General features: G+C 71.9%; 15 protein-coding genes and 1 pseudogene. 7 read left to right on the forward strand and 9 right to left on the reverse strand.

The window, feature by feature from the left end:
* Nucleotides 1-13: 13 nt before the first annotated feature.
* The 3 genes and pseudogenes from M3T53_RS02335 to M3T53_RS02345 form a co-directional block, all read right to left on the reverse strand.
* Nucleotides 14-156, reverse strand: a pseudogene (locus M3T53_RS02335) (IS5/IS1182 family transposase); the annotation flags it as partial.
* 51 nt (nucleotides 157-207) lie between these two features.
* Nucleotides 208-480 (reverse strand): hypothetical protein, encoded by a 273-nt coding sequence (locus tag M3T53_RS02340; protein WP_272432827.1) that lies wholly within the window; start codon nucleotides 478-480, stop codon nucleotides 208-210.
* A 6-nt stretch (nucleotides 481-486) separates the two neighbouring features.
* The gene (locus tag M3T53_RS02345) at nucleotides 487-720 is read right to left on the reverse strand and encodes a hypothetical protein (RefSeq protein ID WP_272432828.1); all 234 of its coding nucleotides are present in this window, start codon (nucleotides 718-720) and stop codon (nucleotides 487-489) included.
* 125 nt (nucleotides 721-845) lie between these two features.
* Here M3T53_RS02345 and M3T53_RS02350 point away from each other — a divergent pair, with 125 nt between their 5' ends.
* The 4 genes from M3T53_RS02350 to M3T53_RS02365 all read left to right on the forward strand — a co-directional run bounded on the left by M3T53_RS02350 (nucleotide 846) and on the right by M3T53_RS02365 (nucleotide 2,909).
* The gene (locus tag M3T53_RS02350) at nucleotides 846-1,709 is read left to right on the forward strand and encodes an SDR family oxidoreductase (protein ID WP_272432829.1); all 864 of its coding nucleotides are present in this window, start codon (nucleotides 846-848) and stop codon (nucleotides 1,707-1,709) included.
* A gap of 128 nt (nucleotides 1,710-1,837) precedes the next feature.
* On the forward strand, nucleotides 1,838-2,338 hold the full coding sequence (locus M3T53_RS02355) for a DUF2975 domain-containing protein (RefSeq protein ID WP_272432830.1): 501 nt from the start codon (nucleotides 1,838-1,840) through the stop codon (nucleotides 2,336-2,338).
* On the forward strand, nucleotides 2,338-2,586 hold the full coding sequence (locus M3T53_RS02360; protein WP_272432831.1) for a helix-turn-helix domain-containing protein: 249 nt from the start codon (nucleotides 2,338-2,340) through the stop codon (nucleotides 2,584-2,586). The genes M3T53_RS02355 and M3T53_RS02360 overlap by 1 nt, the downstream gene beginning before the upstream one ends.
* A 65-nt stretch (nucleotides 2,587-2,651) precedes the next feature.
* Complete coding sequence (locus M3T53_RS02365) at nucleotides 2,652-2,909, forward strand: GlsB/YeaQ/YmgE family stress response membrane protein (protein ID WP_272432832.1); 258 nt, start codon at nucleotides 2,652-2,654, stop codon at nucleotides 2,907-2,909.
* Nucleotides 2,910-3,290: 381 nt separating this feature from the next.
* On the opposite strand, the gene M3T53_RS02370 is transcribed toward M3T53_RS02365, so the two are convergent.
* The 6 genes from M3T53_RS02370 to M3T53_RS02395 form a co-directional block, all read right to left on the reverse strand.
* A complete protein-coding gene (locus tag M3T53_RS02370; RefSeq protein WP_272432833.1) occupies nucleotides 3,291-4,148 on the reverse strand; it encodes a phosphatase PAP2 family protein in 858 nt (285 codons plus the stop codon).
* Nucleotides 4,149-4,267: 119 nt separating this feature from the next.
* A complete protein-coding gene (locus M3T53_RS02375) occupies nucleotides 4,268-5,356 on the reverse strand; it encodes a YeiH family protein (RefSeq protein WP_272432834.1) in 1,089 nt (362 codons plus the stop codon).
* Nucleotides 5,357-5,742: 386 nt separating this feature from the next.
* On the reverse strand, nucleotides 5,743-6,792 hold the full coding sequence (gene trxB, locus M3T53_RS02380) for a thioredoxin-disulfide reductase (RefSeq protein ID WP_272432836.1): 1,050 nt from the start codon (nucleotides 6,790-6,792) through the stop codon (nucleotides 5,743-5,745).
* A gap of 70 nt (nucleotides 6,793-6,862) precedes the next feature.
* Nucleotides 6,863-9,748, reverse strand: a complete 2,886-nt coding sequence (gene murJ / locus M3T53_RS02385; RefSeq protein ID WP_442866914.1) for a murein biosynthesis integral membrane protein MurJ — start codon at nucleotides 9,746-9,748, stop codon at nucleotides 6,863-6,865.
* Entirely contained in the window at nucleotides 9,741-11,960 is a 2,220-nt protein-coding gene (locus M3T53_RS02390; RefSeq protein ID WP_272432837.1) for a DUF6049 family protein, read from the reverse strand. Before M3T53_RS02390 ends, murJ begins: the two co-directional genes overlap by 8 nt.
* Entirely contained in the window at nucleotides 11,960-12,496 is a 537-nt protein-coding gene (locus tag M3T53_RS02395; protein WP_272432838.1) for an NUDIX hydrolase, read from the reverse strand. Before M3T53_RS02395 ends, M3T53_RS02390 begins: the two co-directional genes overlap by 1 nt.
* Nucleotides 12,497-12,613: 117 nt before the next feature.
* On the opposite strand from M3T53_RS02395, the gene M3T53_RS02400 reads away from it, so the two are divergent.
* From M3T53_RS02400 to M3T53_RS02410, 3 genes are all read left to right on the forward strand, one after another.
* Nucleotides 12,614-14,146: a CCA tRNA nucleotidyltransferase gene (locus M3T53_RS02400; protein WP_442866915.1), complete on the forward strand. Its 1,533-nt coding sequence runs from the start codon at nucleotides 12,614-12,616 to the stop codon at nucleotides 14,144-14,146.
* Nucleotides 14,147-14,229: 83 nt separating this feature from the next.
* A complete protein-coding gene (gene gndA / locus M3T53_RS02405) occupies nucleotides 14,230-15,699 on the forward strand; it encodes an NADP-dependent phosphogluconate dehydrogenase (RefSeq protein WP_272432840.1) in 1,470 nt (489 codons plus the stop codon).
* A 103-nt stretch (nucleotides 15,700-15,802) separates the two neighbouring features.
* Nucleotides 15,803-18,163, forward strand: a complete 2,361-nt coding sequence (locus M3T53_RS02410) for a transglycosylase domain-containing protein (RefSeq protein ID WP_272432841.1) — start codon at nucleotides 15,803-15,805, stop codon at nucleotides 18,161-18,163.
* Nucleotides 18,164-18,345 lie beyond the last annotated feature (182 nt).

Below are 18,345 nucleotides of genomic sequence, written 5' to 3' on the forward strand. Positions count from 1 at the left end.
GGTGAATTCCTTCCTTAGCGATGCAGCCGTCCACGCACGCATGAGCAGGTCCAGGCCGACAGCTTTGTCATAGGCATCCAGGGCGGCCTGCTCCAGGCGATCGAAAGAGCCCGCCTTGATCCACTCGTCGCGGCGTGTGCGCATCGTGGTCGAGGCTCTACCGTCCGAACCTTCCACCGTTGGTGCGTCGCATGGTCGAACCGCCGGTCATGCGGAGGCGCTGTAGCGTTGGCGGGCGGCTTCGCCGCTGGTGCCGATCGCCTCGCCCACCTTGCGCCACGACAGGCCTTGTTCGCGCGCGGCGCGCACAGCTTCGGCAAGCTCTTTCTCGGCCGTGTCGCGTCGCCAGGCGGCGAGCTTGACCGCCATCGTCGGCGACAGGGGCGCGTCCTGATCCCCGGGCTTCGGATCGTAGTTCTCGAAGGCATCGGCGAACTCGTCTGCCCGGGCCTTGATGTCTTCAATGGAGCGTCGAGTCATGATGGTTCACCTCAGATACTTGGTTCGGGCTGGGCGCATGGCGTGAGCGATGGCGATGACACCGTGCCACTCGATCACGCCGACTTCCACGAGGGTGCCGATTTCATCGGGGCCGATGAACATGGTCATCGAATCGTCTCGCACGAAATGGCGGACAGGAAAGCGCAGCGCATGGAGCACCGCCGAATTCGGGACACCGTGCCGAGAGGCGCTGCCGAGGATGATCGGTTCGGGCTCCATTCCACAAGTTTACTTGTCACAAGGGGGCTTGCCAAGCATCAGCGCGTCTTCCCCCACACCATGCCCCGGTGAACTCTGAACCAGCTCGCGAGCGGCCGTGGACTACGCGTGTGAGAATCGCTCCCATGAGCACGATCGCAGACGATCTCCCCTCCATCGCCGTCACCGGCGTCACCGGGCGCGTCGGCGGCCTCGTCGCCCGTGCGCTCGCGGAAAGGGGAGTGCCGCAACGGCTCTTGGCCCGCTCCCCGCAGCGCGCCCCGGAACTGCCCGGCGCGCGCGTTATCGGCTGCGTCTACGAGGACTCGGCGCCCGCACGACAGGCCCTGGACGACGTCGATGTCCTCTTCATGGTCTCCGCCGGCGAGTCGGAGCGGCGGCGCGACGAACATCTCGGTTTCATCTCGGCCGCGCGGGCGAGCGGCGTTCGCCATGTCGTCTACCTCTCCTTCCTGGGGGCCGATGAAGACTCGACTTTCACCCTGGCCCGCGACCACTGGGCGACAGAGGAGGCGATCAGAGCGTCGGGTATGACGTGGACGTTCTTGCGCGACAGCTTCTACCTTGATTTCTTCGCCGATCTTCCGGGCGAGGATGGGGTGATTCGGGGTCCTGCGGGTCGGGGCAGGTGCGCCGCCGTGGCTCGTTCGGATGCGGCGGCCGTGGCGGCACGAGTGATGATGGAGCCGTGGGCGTGGGAGCGTCGAACGCTGACGTTGACGGGGCCTCAGGCCCTGACGATGGACGAGGTCGCCGAGACGATCCACCGGGTCACCGGTCGTCCGTGCTCCTTCCATGACGAGACGGTCGATGAGGCGTACGAGTCTCGACGGGCGTGGTCCGCCCCTCAGTGGCAGTACGACGCTTGGGTATCGACCTACACGGCGATCCGTTCCGGTGAACTCGATGTCGTGACGGGCGACGTGGAGGAGGTACTCGGCAGGTCTCCCCTGTCGTTCGAGGATGTTCTGCGCCTGCGCGAACAATGATCGGATAGGGGCGGCTGTGGCCGGGCACGGCGGTGAGAAGCCGCTCCTGAGATGTTTCTGCATCGGGCGGGGATGATCGACTCATTAAAACTATTGACTTTCGATAGGTATCGATCGATCATCGATATATGCGTTCGTGTGAGTATGAGCCCCGTCCCCCGCTGCCCCTGACGGCGGCGACCCACCTCTGCCTCGGCGCCCTGGCGGTCCTCGGCCTCGCGGCGATCGCCCTCCTGCCCACGGTCTCCGCCCACATGGCCATCGCTCTGCCCGAGTACGCCGACCTGCGCGCACCCCTCCTGGCCCTGGCGATCGGCGCGATCGTCCTGGCCCTCGTCGTCCTCGCCGTCATCGGCCTGCTCGTCCAGAGGATCCACCGGGGGGCCATTCTCGTCAGATCATCCCTGACATGGGTCGACGCGATGATCGCATCGTTCCTCGGCGGCGCCGCGATCGTCGTCGCCTCCGGCGCCGTCATCGACCGCGGTCAGGCCGGCAGCCCCTTCCTCCTCCTCGCCGAGGCCGCCGCCTTCGTCGTGATGATCGCCCTCGCCTGCCTGACCGGGGTCCTCCGATCGCTGCTGCGCCGATCGATCCTCATGCGCGACAAATTGGACGAGGTGATCTGATGGGCATTCGGATCACCCTCGATCGCCTCCTCGTCGAGAGGGGCATGGGCGTCGGCGAGTTCGCCCAGAGGGTCGGCATCACCCCCGCCAATGTCGCGGTCCTCAAGAACGGGCGCGCGAAGGCCGTCAGGTTCTCCACCCTCGACGCCATGTGCCGGGTCCTCGAATGCCAGCCCGGGGATCTCATCCGCTACGAGGAGGATCGGGACGGGAGTCGAACAGAGCCGATGTGGACAAATGATGAATAACTCCTGCACAAGGATGAAGAGTGTGGAACACTGGAATCGTTGATCCCACTAGTCAGGAGCACATCATGGGAATCCTTGCATACCTCATCCTCGGCCTCATCGCCGGTGCCATCGCCAAGCTCATCATGCCCGGCGAGCAGGGCGGCGGCTGGTTCGTCACGATGATCCTCGGCGTCGTCGGCGCCATCCTCGGCGGCTGGCTCGGCAACATGATCTTCAACGTCGGCCTGGAGAACTTCTGGTCCATCCAGACCTGGGTCGTCGCCATCATCGGCTCGCTTATCGTCCTCCTGATCTACGGATTCGTCACCAAGAGGAAGTGATCCGGCCGGCTCCCGCACCGCACCCCGGTGCGGGAGCCCTGAACGACTCGCTTACGGCGCCCCCGTCCCGATCCCATCGGCGACGGGGGCTCGTCGTTCCCGGGTTCTGGCCCCTCGCGCACGGGCCGCTCGCACGCCGCCAGACGGGTGCGGTGATGCGGTAGGCGCTCGCCCCTCGCTGATGCCGCGGACCATCACCGCCACCCCACCCCACCCCGGGGCCGTCCGTCGAGCACCACCTCATCCCGCTGACCGCCCACGAACGCCCGGCACGCGCCCCACCGGCCTCCCGATGCCATCGCGGAACCGCCGACCGACGACCACGGACTCTGGTCGCGCTGAGGGGCTCTCACCGCCCGACGGACGCCGGACCCGGGCCGATCAATCGGCCCTGGCCTCGTCGGCGAAGACCACTCCCGCCACGAGCAGCGTCGTCCCCGTCCCGATCATCGCCCCGGCGACCACATCGGAGAACCAATGGGCCCCCACGTACATGCGCGACACCGCGATCAGCGCCGTCAAACCCACGCCCACCGCCCACGCCGCCCCCACGAGGCGCCGAGGCCCCCCGAGGCGACGCGCCGACCGCATGCGCGCCAGGATGACCAGGCACACCGCCAGCGTCGCCGCCGCCGTCGTGTGCCCCGACGGGAACGAATGCGAATGCTCGACGACGAGACGATCGACCTCGGGAGGCCGCAGCCGCTCGACGCCGAGCTTGATGACCGCCGTCACCACGGCCGACAGGGCCATCGACGCCGGGATCAGCACGCCCTGACGGCGCGACCCGGTCCCCCGTGAGACCAGCGCCCCCACCGCCAGCGCCCACACGACGCACACACTCGGGGCGAACACTGCCGTCACCGTCCGCATGAGGACCGTCAGCGCCTCGGACCGCACCGACAGGAAAGCGCGGAAGACCCGCAGATCCCAGGCGACCACCGCATCCGCGAGCGTCACCGGGCTCAGCACGAGCACGAGGACGAGCAGACCGGCGCCGACCCCGATCCTGCGCGCGCCCAACGACCCGGCCACCCCCAGGAGGGCTCCCGGACTCGACTCCGGACCGCCGGCGCTCCGGCCACGCACCTCCCGCCCGGCCTCGGCCCCAGTCCCGGCGCCCGCCCCGCTCAGGCACGGCCCCTGGCGGGGCCCGGAGTCGACGAGCTCCAGCCCCGCACCGGCCCGGGTGCCCTCATCGGCGCGCGGGGCGCGCCGCGGATCGTGGACAGAACTCATCGGGCTCCTCGGGTCGCGTGTCGTGCGACCACCGTATCCGACCCGGCTGCGTCCCGCCGCAGGAGACCAGCCCCACTCCGGGCCGCCGCCGCTTCTACGCCGCCGATCATCCTCACCCCTCACCGGGTGAGGAGCACCCCGGCGTATCCGGTGACGGCCACGACGAGGGTCGTCGCCCCCGCGACGACGAAGGGCCGGGGTCCCACGGCGACGAAGTCCCGGATCCTCACCCCCGTCCCCAGGGCGAACATCGCCGCCGCGAGCAGGCCCGTCTGGATCGGCTTGAGCGCCCCCAGGACGCCGACGGGCACCAGCCCCGTCCACCGCAGGGCGACCATCGCGATGAACCCGAGGACGAACAGCGGCATGATCGGCGGGAGCCTGCCGCCCTCGGTCCCCATGCCGTCGACCGCGCGCCCGCGGGACACCGCCGACCGGCGCCACAGGCCGATGGCCGCCATGACCGGGGCGAGCATGAGGACCCGGGCGAGCTTGACGACGACCGCGCCCGACAGCGCCTCCTGCGAGATCGATCCGCCGATGGCGACGACCTGCGCGACCTCGTGGACGGAGGACCCGGCCCACAGCCCCGTCATCATCGGGTCGAGGCCCGCGAGGGCCCCGACGGCGGGCACGACCGGGATCATCAGCGTCCCGAAGATCACGACGAGGGCGACCGCGGTGACGACCTCCTCCCGGTCCTCCGTCTCGATGACCCCGTCGACGGCGGCGACCGCGGCCGCCCCGCAGATCGAGAAGCCCCCGGCGATGAGCAGCGACTGGGTGAGGGACATGCGCAACCACCGGCCGATGAGCAGGGCCGCGCAGAACCCGACGAGGACGACGGCGACGACGACGAGGACCATCCCCGCGCCCAGGGCGACGATGTCGGCGACGACCAGTTGGAGCCCGAGGAGGACCACTCCGGCGCGCAGGAGCCGCTTCGAGGCGAACGCCAGGCCCGGGTCGAGGCGCGTCGGCAGGCGCAGCGCGTTGCGCGCGACGACGCCGAGGACGATCGCCACGAGGAGCGCGGAGACGGTCGGCGCGAGGGCGTTGACCGTCAGGGAGGCGGCGACGGCCGCGGCGCACACCGCCAGGCCCGGCAGGAGCCGGGATGCGGACGGGGCCGGGGTCGGGGTGGGAGCGGAGGTGGGTTCCGGTGTCAGGGCCGGTCGGGAGGCGGGGGAGGCGGGGGCGTCGGGCATGGGGTCACCGTATGCCCGGACGGCTCTGCGGCGTGGGACCATCGCCCCGAGGGCCCGAGGTCGCGCTCATGCGGGGAGGGGCCGCGGAGGTCATCGGGCCACGGCTACCGGGTCGAGTGCTTCATGCCATGCGGGGACGCGCCCGGCCCTCGCCGAGGCGCGCACCGATGCCCGTGCCGCCGTGCCCGGGGGAATCGGCCGCTCGTCGTGGGCGGCGGAGCGGATCCGCACGGCGCCCGCCTGCGACCAGCGGATGAGGCGCCCGGTGAAGGGTGGGGACGCGGAAGCGGCGGGACGCCCGCCGGGCCGGCGCCGGAACCGCCGCCGCGGGGCCCGCCGCGCTGGGACGAGAACAGTCCCCATGCGGGCCCCGCGGCGGTCGTCCGTCAGTCGTCGAGGGCTGCCAGGTAGCGCTCGGCGTCCAGAGCCGCGCGGCAGCCCGAGCCGGCCGCCGTGATCGCCTGGCGGTACGTGTGGTCGACGGCGTCGCCGCAGGCGAACACCCCCGGGGCGCTCGTGCGCGTCGACGGCTCCTCCACCCTGATGTACCCGGCGTCGTCGAGATCCACCTGGTCGCGCAGGAAACCGGTGCGCGGCAGGTGCCCGATGGCGACGAACACGCCGTCGACGTCGAGGACCGACTGCGAGCCGTCGACCGTGCTCGTCAACAGCAGCCCCGACACCGACTCGTCGCCCTGGACCTCGGCGACCGTCGAATTCCACGCGAAATCGATCTTCGGGTTGTTCAGGGCCCGATCCGCCATGACCTTCGAGGCGCGCAGCTCGTCGCGGCGGTGGACCACCGTCACCCGGGACGCGAAATTCGTCAGGAACGTCGCCTCCTCCATCGCCGAGTCCCCGCCGCCGACGACCGCCAGGCGCTTATCGCGGAAGAAGAACCCGTCGCAGGTCGCGCAGTAGGAGACCCCGCGGCCCGACAGCTCCTCCTCGCCGGGCACGCCCATGTGCCGGTACTCCGAGCCGGTCGCCAGGATCACCGCGCGGGCGTAGAGCACCTCGTCGTCGACGGCCACCGCCTTGACGGGGCCGTCCAGGTTGACGGCCGTCACGTCCTCGAAACGGATGTCCGCCCCGAACCGCTCGGCCTGGGCGCGCATCCGCTCCATGAGGTCGGGCCCCTGGACGCCCTCGGGGAACCCCGGGAAGTTCTCGACCTCCGTCGTGTTCATCAGGGCGCCGCCGGCGCTCACCGCGCCCGCGAGGACCACGGGCGCCAGGCCCGCGCGCGCCGTGTAGATCGCCGCGGTGTAGCCCGCCGGTCCCGAGCCGACGACGACGACCTCGTGGATCGTCGCCCCCTCGGGAGGCTGGGCGCTCGGACGGGCGACGGTCGCCGCGGCCGCCGCCTCGGCGGGCGCCGCCTGATCGGAGGGGCCGGGGACGGACAGGAGGGAGTTGAGCACGGGAATGGTCATGGCGATCCAATCTGGGGTCGGCCCCGCGGCTCCGGCCGTCGCAGCAGGACGGCCGCGCGGGGTGCGGCGGTTATTGAACGGTCAGCTCGTAGATCCACGCCCACGCGTTCCCGTCGACGGACACCGGCAGCGACCTGAAGGACAGGGCGATGGCATCCGCCGTCACGGGCTCGGGCAGGGCGATCTGCGTCGACTCGCTCAACGCCGACGTCGTCAGTTCTGTTCCACCTCGCGGGTTCGACGTGTCCGACACCGCTTTGACGACGATCTCGCCGCCCTGGGTCGTCGGATCCATCTGGAGGGACACCGACGAGACGGTCGCGGTCTCCTGGAGCTTGACGAGGATCGTCACGCTCGTCTCATCGCGGAACTGGTTGAGGTCGTACCAGCGCGACCGCCACGACGTCTGAGGATTCGCGTCGATCATGTTGACGGCCAGGTCCTCGTGATCCCCGCCGTCGTCGTTCCACGACAGGACCGACACCGAGGAGATCACCGGCGCCGCATAAGCGGGCTGCTCCTCGACGACCGCGTCCGACTGAGAGCCCGACTGGGCGGCGGCCGACTGCGCGGCGGCGATCGACTGGGCCAGGTCGATGTCGGTGACCGGCGACAGCGCCGTCGCTGTGGCCCAGACTCCGGCGACGACGACGAGGCCGGCGGCGAACACGAGGGTCGGCGTCGTCGGGTCGATGAGGCGGCGCCCCTGGGAGTCGCGCGGAGCCTCCGCGTCCCCGTCGGCGGCCGGGGCATCGGCGGCCGGGGCATTGGCGCCCGGGCGGATGACGCGGGGGATCGCGACGGTGGGGGCCGTATCCGCCCCGATGGCCCGCGCTCCCCCGGCGACCGGCCGATCCGCCCGGCTGTCGTCGAGGTCGTCGGGCGGTGGGGGCGGCATCGTCAGAGCATCGGCCCCCCCGCCGCCGGAGGCCCCCCGGCCCAGGCGGGCCGCCCAAGCGGACAGGACCGCTCCCGCGCCGCCGACCCACGCCGAGGCCCGCCCGCTCAGGGGCGCCGGCGCGCCGGCCCCGTCCTGCGCGGGGGCCGCCCCGTCGTCGAAGATCTCATCGAAGCCCGGGACCCGCTCGGAGTCGTGGGAATCCTTGTCTGGCGCCGCCGAGTCGTCGACGCCCAGCTCATCATCGCGATCCATGCGACTCCTCTCCGTGGACGATCCCCGGCCATTATCCCGGTCCTGGTCCCGAATCGGCGCAGCCGGCTCGGCGAGGAGCCCCACCAGCGGCCCGGGAAGGCGCAGGCGCACGAGCAGCGGGCGGATCGTGCGCGCCGACTCGACGGGGGACACGACCCGCATCGCCGCCATGTAGACGACCGACGCGACGACGCCGACGAGCACCATCTTGCCCGTCGCCGCCGCGAACCTCGCGAGATTCGACTCGATCCCCGTCTCGATGCCGACGACCCACAGGGCCCCCAGGGCGACGACGCCGGCGATCGCCGCGCACACCAGGTACGCCGAGTACGAGCGCAGAACCGCCTCGCGGTCGACGAAGCGGTTGCGCCTCGCGACCCAGACGACGGCGACGACCCCCTGGACGAGCCGGCAGGCCGTCTCCCCCAGGGCCGCCCCGATGACCCACCACTGGGCGCCCGTCAGCGCGTACATCGACCAGCCGACGACGACCTGGAGGAGGGTCGGCCCGATCCCCATGAGGAACACCGGGCGCACGTCCTCGTAGGCGAAGAAGACCCGCTGGCTCATGAGGACCATGCCCGTCGACGCCACGCCCGGCATGAGCGCCGCCAGGACCCACGCGTAGGCGGCGACGATCCCCTGGTCGGACTGGGAGAACAGGACCATCTGCATCATCGGCATCGCGCCGGCCATGAGGATCGCCGCGGCCAGGAGCGTCAGCGACGTGATCGTCCGCACGCCCAGGTGGTAGGAGGACGCCACCCCCCGGTCGTCGTCGTCGGCGACCGCCGCCGCCATGCGCGTGAAGATCGCGGTCGTCAACGACACGGTGATGACCGACTGGGGGACCATGAAGATCATGAAGGCCGTCGCGTAGGCGTTGACGCCGGCGATCAGCGGGTCGTGGGCCTTCGCGTAGGCGTCGGCCAGGGCCGCGATGTTGTTCGTCGACAGAACGCCGATCTGACTGACCCCCAGCGTGGCGAACGTCCACCCGGCGACCGTCGACACCGACCCGAACGACGTCCCCCGGAATCGGAAGTCCGGGCGGAAGGACACGCCCGAGTGGCGCATGGGGATCAGGAGGAACAGGGCCTGGCAGACGACACCCAGGGTCGCCGACCCGGCGAGGACCCAGAACTGGGGGCCCGACAGATCGGTGACGTCGATGCGCACGTCCTGCGAGCCCCACACGCCGATGAAGACCGCCAGCCCGGCGATGCCGACGATGTTGTTGACGACCGGGGCCCACATGTACGGGCCGAACACGCCCCGGGCGTTGAGGAGCTCGCCGAGGAGGTTGTACAGGCCGTAGAAGAAGATCTGCGGCAGGCACAGGAACGCGAAGGCGATCGCCAGGGACCGGATCTGCGCGTCGTAGCCGGCGGCCGTGATGATGACGAGGAGGGGGGCGGCGACGGTCGCGACGACGGTGACGGCGAAGAGGATCGTCCCGGCCAGCGTCAAGAGCTTGTTGACGTACGCGTCCCCGTCGTGCCGGCGCTTGAGGGCGCTGACGATCTGGGGGACGAGGACCGCGTCGAAGACCCCCGACGCGAGCAGGTTGAACACCGTGTTGGGCAGCGTGTTCGCCGTCTGGAACGCTGCCGAGACCCCGCCGCCGGCGGCGCCCAGGGCGGCCAGGAGCATCGCCGAGCGGATGAAGCCCAGGAGCCGGGAGACCATCGTCCCCGACGCCATGAGCGCCGAGGCCCGCAGGAGCGAGGCGCGCGGGCGGCCCGGGGAGGCGGGGGAGGGGGTCGCCCGGGGGGCGGTCCCGTCTGCGGGGCGTTTACTCATCGGTCTCCTCGGCCCGGGCCCTGGCCCGGGATCGCTTGCGGACCGTCCGCACGAGGCCCCAGATGAACAGGAGCCCCACGCCGACGGTCATCGTGATCGTCAGAGCGTCCTCCCAGCCCGCGCGCATGCGGACGAGGACGGAGCGCGAATCGTCGAGGACCGTCCCATCGGGGGTCGACACCTCGTAGGTCACTTCGATGTCCCCCGACCCGATCGCCGTCACCGGCACGTCGACGGTCGCCACCGAGCGGGCCGGGATCGTCTGGCCGCGGACCGTCTCGGCGCGCAGGCGCGGATCCGAGGGCCTGAGGGTGACGGACACCGCGACGTCCCAGTCGAGGGAATTGCGGATCCGCACGGGGAAGGCGACCGCCTTGTTGATGACGTTGACGGAGTCGGCGGGCTCGACGGCGACCCGCGTGCGCAGGTCGGACACGCGCGCGGAGAACTGGGAGGCCCGGGTCACCTGCATGTCCGGGGCGACGCCGGCGGAGATCGCCGGGAGGATCCCCTCCTCGATCTCGTCGAGGACGGCGTCGGGATCGTCCGTGGCCTCGGCCAGGGGGACGGCGGCGTCGAGGGCGCCGCTGAGCGTGCCGATGGCGGTCGCGGTGTCGTCGGCCAGCGACGCCTCCTCGACGGGGGCCCGTTCGACGTCGGTGACCTCGGAGGAGGCGAGGTCCGAGAAGGACGTCGGCTCCACCCACGGGGCGCTCATCAGCGTCTCGACGCGGTCGACGAGCCCCTCGTCGACCGGGGTCCCCCGGGGGGCGACCGCCAGGACGGTGCGCGAGGACGCCGGGCGCTCGCGGGTGATGATCGCGGTCACGGCCCGCAGCGCCTGCTCGGCGTCGAGCTCGTCGGCCGGCGAGGAGGGGCGCCACCCGAGGAGGTCGGCGAGATCGGACTGCTGGGCGAGAACGGTCGTCGTCGGCGGGCCGGAGGACGATCCCTCGCCGGAGGTCGAGATCCGACCGGTCGCCGGATCGACCTCGACGCGCGCCAGGGAGGTGAAGCCGATGTCGTCGGCGGGCAGGACCCGGCCGGGCGGGGCGATGAGCGCCCGGTCGGGGAAGGCCGCGAGGGCACCGAGCCCGAACGAGGAGTCCGGCGCCCACAGGACGTCGCGGATCACGGTCGCCCGGGAGACGGCGTCCTCCGACGGGGCCCACCCGGCGTCCTCGGGGGTCGTCGGGAAGCGGTCGAGGGAGGCGAGGGCCCGGTCGACGAGGTGGGACTGGCCGGCCAGGGAGGCGGCGGCGAGGTCCGCGTCGCCCTCGGGCAGGGCGAGGATCTCGTCGGCGCCCTCCCACAGGTCGGCGACGAACCTGCGATCCGCCGAGGCCCGGGCGATCTCCCGGGGGGTTTTCGGCTCGTCGTCCTCGTCGTCGCCGGCAGGCGTCTCCTCCGCCTGCTGGCCGGCGCGGCCCGACTGGGGAGGCTCCCCGGACTGGGCCTGACCAGCGCCGGACGCGCCCGACTGGCCGGACGGGGAGGGGCGGTCCTTGGCCGATCCGGGCCCCCGGGGGATCATCGACCCGTCGACGGCCAGCGCCGTGCCGGGGATGCGGGCGGCCTCCAGGAGCTCGGCGCGATCGGCCCCGTCGGGGTCGGCGGTGTCCGCCGTCCACCCGACGACGGCGGACACCCGGGTGGGAGAGGCCCCCATCCCCGAGTCCCAGACGAGGATCGACCGGTCCTGGCCGGTCAGCCCCCCCGATGAGGCGCGGACGGTGACGACGCGCGGACCCCACTCCCAGTCGTCGTCGAGGGGGAGGTCCTCCCGGGGGATGCGGACCTCGAAACGCGAGGAGCCCCCGGCGGCCACGTCCTCGCCGAGGTTCGCGATCGACACGGGCATCGACCGGGGCGCGTCGTCGGACATCGCGGCCTCGAGGGCGGCGACGGAGACCGGGGTGCGCGTCGACACCGACACCGTCAGGACCGGGTTCTCGAGGAATTCGTCGCTCGTGTTGACCAGGGCGCCGCTGACGACCAGCTCCTCCTCGTCCGACAGGATCCGGGGCGCCAGGTCGTCGATGGTCACGTCGATGGGCCCGCCCGACCCCCCGGCTCCGAGGACGGCCGGGCGGGTATCGGGCGCGGCGGTCGAGGGGAGGGCCGGGACGAGGACGGCGCCGGCCGCCAGCAGGGCGGGCGCCAGGGCGCGGGCGACCGCGCGGCGGCGCATCGGGATCGGAGTCGACGACATCACGCGTCCCGGTACAGCAGGTCGAGGGCGAGGGCGACGATCCGCCGCTCATTCGGGTAGGCGAGCTGGCGGGTCATCTGCTCGAGGGGCATCCACGCGGCCGCCTCCGCCTCGTGATCCGGATCGTGCTCGACCGTGATCCGCCCGGAGACGTAGCCCATGAGGAAGTGGTGGACGACCTTGTGGATCCGATGATCGGCCCCGGAGAACCAGTAGTCGATGGACGACAGGTGACGGATGATCCGCCCGTGGATCCCCGTCTCCTCGGCGACCTCGCGCAGCGCCGCCTGCTCGGCGGTCTCATCGCCCTCCAGGTGGCCCTTCGGCAGGCACCACTCGACGCGGCCCGCGCGATTGCGCCGGGCGATGATCGCCGCGTACGGGATCCCGCCCTGGACGTCGACGACGATGCCGCCCGCCGACGTCTCCGACGAGATCGGCAGACGGGTGAACTGCGAATGGGCGGCGCGCGACGAGGCGTGGCGGCGCGGGGGCCGGGGCACCCCGGACCGCTGTTCCCTCTCACGCGCAGACATGACTCCCACTCTAGTTGCCCCGGGGACGGGAGTGGTCCGGGCGGGCCCGGACGTGGCACGCTTGGAGGGATGAGCACTCAGACCAGCGCGACCGACTCCCACGACCTCGCCGTCCTCATGGCCAACGCCCGCCGGGCCTTCGACGCCCTCCCCGAGGCGATCCTCGACCTCGGGCGCGTCTTCGACCGGGCGGGGGAGGAGATCGCCCTCGTCGGCGGCCCCGTGCGCGACGCCTTCCTGGGGGCCGCACCCCACGACTTCGACCTGACGACCTCGGCCCGCCCCGAGCGCACCGAGGAGCTCCTCGCCCAGTGGGGCTCGTCCGTGTGGGACGTCGGCAAGGAGTTCGGGACCATCGGCGGGCGCCGAGGCGACCTCGCCGTCGAGGTGACGACCTACCGCGCCGACTCCTACGAGTCCGACTCGCGCAAGCCGGAGGTGGCCTTCGGCGACAGCCTCGACGGCGACCTGACCCGCCGGGACTTCACCGTCAACGCCATGGCGATGCGCCTGCCCGACATGGTCCTCGTCGACCCCCACCACGGCCTCGACGACCTCGCCCAGGGGCGACTGCGCACCCCCGTGACCGCCGAGCAGTCCTTCGACGACGACCCCCTGCGGATCATGCGGGCCGCGCGCTTCACCGCCCAGCTCGGCCTCGACGTCGACCCCGACGTCATGAACGCGATGGAGTCCATGGCCCACCGGCTCCGGATCGTCTCGGCCGAGCGGATCCGCGCCGAACTCGAACGGCTGATCGTCTCCCCCCGCCCGCGCCGCGGCATCGAGCTCATGGTCCACACCGGCGTCGCCGACATCGTCCTGCCCGAGGTGGCCGAGCTCGTCTCCACCGTCGACGAGCACAAGCGCCACAAGGACGTGTACGAGCACACCCTCACCGTCCTCGACCAGGCCATCGACCTGGAGACCGGGCCCGACGGGCCCGTCCCCGGACCGGACTTCGTCCTGCGCTTCGCCGCCCTCATGCACGACGTCGGCAAGCCCGCGACCCGCCGCTTCGAGGGGCGCGGCGTCGTCTCCTTCCACCACCACGAGATCGTCGGCGCCAAGATGACGCGCAAGCGGATGCGGGCCCTGAAGTTCGACAAGGCGACGACCGAGGCCGTGTCCGGCCTCGTCGCCCTCCACCTGCGATTCCACGGCTATGGGGAGGCCACGTGGACCGACTCGGCGGTGCGCCGCTACGTCGCCGACGCCGGCGACCTCCTCGAGCGCCTCCACCGCCTGACCCGCGCCGACTGCACGACCCGCAACCGCCGCAAGGCCCAGTTCCTGTCCGCCGCCTACGACGACCTCGAGGACAGGATCGCCGCCCTGCGCGCCCAGGAGGAGCTCGACGCGATCCGCCCCGACCTCGACGGCGACCAGATCATGGAGATCCTCGGCCTGCGTCCCTCCAAGGCCGTGAAGATGGCCCGCGACCACCTGCTCGACCTGCGCATGGAGCACGGGCCGATGGGCGAGGACGCCGCCCGCGAGGCCCTCCTCGCCTGGTGGGCCTCCGACGAGGTCCGCGAGACCGCCGCCCGGTACCAGGCCGAGCAGGCCCGGTGGGAGGAGGCGGCCGCTGCCAAGCGGAGGAGGAAGCGGGCCGACTCGGCCGAGGGCGCCTCGCAGTCGCGCGGCTGAGACCGCGCCCCGCCCGGCCTGCCCGTAGGCTGGGAGGAGCCAGGACCCGCCCGGCCCCGCGCCGACCGACACGAGGAGCACCCATGACCACCTTCCCCTCCCGGCCCTCCAGCGCGGACATCGGCGTCTACGGGCTCGGCGTCATGGGCGCCAACCTCGCGCGCAACCTCGCCCGCAACGGGTTCGCCACCGCCGTCTTCAACCGCACCCCCGCACGCACCGAGCGGCTCATCGCCGACCACGGCGACGGCTCCGAGGGCCTGTTCGTCCCCGCCGGGACCCTCGACGACTTCGTCGCCTCCCTGACGACCCCGCGCGTCGCCATCATCATGGTCAAGGCCGGCCCCGACACGGACGCCGTCATGGAGTCCCTCGCCGAGCGCATGGACGCCGGCGACATCATCGTCGACTGCGGCAACTCCCTGTTCACCGACACGATCCGGCGCGAGGCGTGGGCGCGCGAGCGCGGCCTCCACTTCGTCGGGGCCGGCGTCTCCGGGGGCGAGGAAGGGGCCCTGTGGGGGCCGTCGATCATGCCCGGCGGCACCCCCGAGTCCTACGACCGGCTCGGCCCGATGTTCGAGACGATCGCCGCCCGCTACCGGGGCGAGCCCTGCTGCGCCCACATCGGCCCCGACGGCGCCGGGCACTTCGTCAAGATGGTCCACAACGGCATCGAGTACGCCGATATGCAGGTCATCGCCGAGGCCTACGACCTCCTACGGCGCGGACTGGGACTGGACCCCGCCGCCATCGCCGACGTCTTCGCCGACTGGAACGCCGGAGAGCTCAACTCCTACCTCATCGAGATCACCGCCGACGTCCTGCGCCAAGTCGACGCCGCGACAGGCGCCCCCCTCGTCGACCTCATCGTCGACCGCGCCTCCCAGAAGGGGACCGGCACATGGACCGTCCAAACGGCCCTCGACCTGGAGGTGCCCGTCACCGCGATCGCCGAGGCCACGTTCGCGCGCGGCGCCTCCTCGGCGACCGCCCAGCGCGAGGCCGCCCGCAGCCTCGACGGATCCGCCGCCCCCCTCGACATCGACCCCGCCGACCGCGACGCCTTCATCGAGGACGTGCGCCGAGCCCTCTTCGCCTCGAAGATCGTCGCCTACTCCCAGGGGTTCGACGAGATCACCGCCGGCGCCGAACGGCACGGGTGGGACATCGACAAGGGCGCGCTCGCGCGCATCTGGCGCGCCGGGTGCATCATCCGCGCCGGCTTCCTCGACGACATCTCCTCCGCCTACGCCGCAGACCCCGACCTGCCCCTCCTCCTGGCCGCCGACCCCTTCGCCGCCCGCTTCCAGGAGTGCGTTCCCTCCCTGCGCCGCATCGTCTCCCTCGCCGCCGGGGCGGGCGTGCCGATCCCCGTCTTCGCCTCCTGCCTGTCGTACTTCGACCAGATCCGAGCCGACCGGCTGCCGGCCGCCCTCATCCAGGGCCAGCGCGACTTCTTCGGCTCCCACACCTACGCGCGCGTCGACCTGCCCGGCGTCTTCCACACCCTGTGGGCAGCCGACGGGCGCCCCGAGGAGCAGTGGGACTGAGGCGGGGCGATCCCGCGTCGAGTCGAACGCATCACTCGGGAGGGGGTTTCACAGGTTCGCTGCGTACCCTGGTCGGATCAACGTCTGCTGAAAGGCCCCCACGGTGACGAAGAACGACGGAACGAGGGATTGGAACGAGATCATCGGCGCGCCCGCCCCGCGATCGCGATCGACCCGGCGAACCCCCTCGTCGTCCCGCCGAGCGACCGGGACGACGACACGCACCGGGCCTGCGACCAGGAGGGCCGCCCCGTCCCCGCGGGGCAGGCGGCGCACGAGGAGCGTCGGGCGGACCATCGGCCTGGGCATCGTCTTCACCCTCCTCGCGGGCCTCGTCACCGGCCTGGGCGCCTTCCTCTACCTCTACGCGACGCTCGCGATCCCCGCCGCCGACGACCTCGCCCTCGCCGAGACGACGAGCATCTACTACTCCGACGGCACCACCGAGCTCGGCGAGTTCGGCGACCTCGACCGGCAGATCATCGACGCCTCGACCCTGCCCGACTACGTCGCTCACGCCGTCGTCGCCAGCGAGGACCGCACCTTCTACACGAACTCCGGGATCGACCTCAAAGGCATCGCCCGCGCCCTCATCGCCAACATCACCCAGGGGACGCGCCAGGGCGGGTCCACCCTGACCCAGCAGTACGTCGAGCGCTACTACGTCGGCGAGACGACGAGCTACATCGGCAAGGCCAAGGAGGCCGTCCTCGCCGTCAAGATCAACCGCGAGCAGTCCAAGGACGAGATCCTCGGCAACTACCTCAACACGATCTACTTCGGCCGCGGCGCCTACGGGATCGAGGCCGCGTCGCAGGCGTACTTCGCGCACCCGGCCACGGACCTCACCCTCTCCGAGGCCGCCATGCTCGCCGGCATCATCCCCGCGCCCTCCGCTTGGGACCCCGCCGTCGACCCCGACATGGCCGCCGACCGGTGGCAGCGGGTCCTCGCCCTCATGGTCGAGGACGGGTGGATCGGCCAAGAAGAGGCCGACGCCGCCGAATTCCCCGCCACCGTCGACCCGAGCGACCAGGATGCCCCGTCGATGAGCGGCCCCACCGGCTACCTCATCGAGCACGTGCGCACCGAGCTCATCGACTCCGGCGCCTTCACCGACGAGGAGATCCGCACCGGGGGCCTGCGGATCGTCTCGACGATCGACAAGGCCAAGCAGGACGCGGCGGTGGCCGCCGCCGAGTCGATGACCGAGGTCCCCGGGTGGGACCCCGCCCACCAGCACGTCGCCCTGTCGTCGATGGACCCGGCGACCGGCGAGATCGTCGCCGAGTACGGGGGGCCGGATTACACCGAGCGCCAGCAGAACGCCGTCACCCAGGACATCGCGATGGCCGGGTCGAGCTTCAAGGCCTTCGCGCTCCTGGCCAACGCCCGCGACGGCGGCTCCGTCAACGACGTCTACGACGGCTCCTCGCCTCGGGTCTTCGACGGCCTGGCCGAGCCCGTCGAGAACGACTCCGGGTACTCGTGGGGCCGGGTGTCCCTGACCCGGGCGACGCAGAACTCCGTCAACACGGCGTTCGTCGCCCTCAACGAGGAGGTGGGGCCGGCCGCCACGCTGCGCGCCGCGGTCGACGCCGGCATCCCCGAGGACACGATCGGCCTGGACGGGACGCTCCTCAACGTCCTGGGATTCGCCGCGCCCCGCAACATCGACCTGACGACCGCGTATGCGACGATCGCCGGCGGCGGCGAGCGGGTGAGCGCCCACATCGTCCGGACGGTCTCCGACTCGGCGGGCAACAAGCTCTACGAGACGCCCCTTGAGCGCGAGCGCGTCTTCGACGCCGAGGAGGTCTCCTCGATCATGCCGGCGCTCGAAGCGGTGACGACGTCGGGCGGCACGGCGGAGACCGTCGCCAGGACCCTGCCCGGGTTCGCGACCGCCGGCAAGACCGGCACCTCCCAGGAGCAGAAGTCCGCCCAGTTCGTCGGGTTCATCCCGGGGCTGGTGACGACGGTGTCGATGTACCAGTCCGATGACGAGGGGAACTCGGTGGGGCTGACGAACATCGGGGGGCTGTCCCAGTTCCACGGCGGCGACTGGCCGGTCGACGTGTGGAACCGGTACATGGCGTCGGCCAGCGAGGGGATGACCCAGAAGACCTTCGACTGGATCGTCAAGTCGTCCCGGACGGCGCGCAACCAGGCGCCCGTCGAGCAGCCCCGGACCCCCGAGCCGGAGCCCCAGTCCGGCGGGTCCGACGCCCAGGGGGACGAGGCTCCCGGCGCCGACGGGCAGGTCGATCCGACCGATCCGGCCCAGCCCGTTGCACCGGGCAACGGCTCCCAGCCGGGGGGCGACGCCGCCTCGGACGACCCTGCGGACCCGGGGCAGAACGAGCCGGAGAACCCCGGCGGGTCGGGAATCGAGAACGGGACGAGACCGGGGGGCGCCAGACCCGGGGGCGCCGACGGCTCGGGGGATCCGTCCCGGCAGTAGCGCGCCGGGGAGGCCCGGCCCGGGGCGTCGCCGGTATCCCGGGGCGGAACTGCGGCTTGTTCCTGAACGGCGTGCGCGGCGCCTCGGACGTGGCTGATGAGAGCCCGGGGGCGGACGAGACGAGGGGCCCGATCCGAATGGATCGGGCCCCTCGGCGGTACTCGGCGCCCCGGGAAGACCCG

The sequence above is a fragment of the Actinomyces sp. B33 genome (assembly GCF_028437565.1).
GTDB lineage: Bacteria > Actinomycetota > Actinomycetes > Actinomycetales > Actinomycetaceae > Pauljensenia.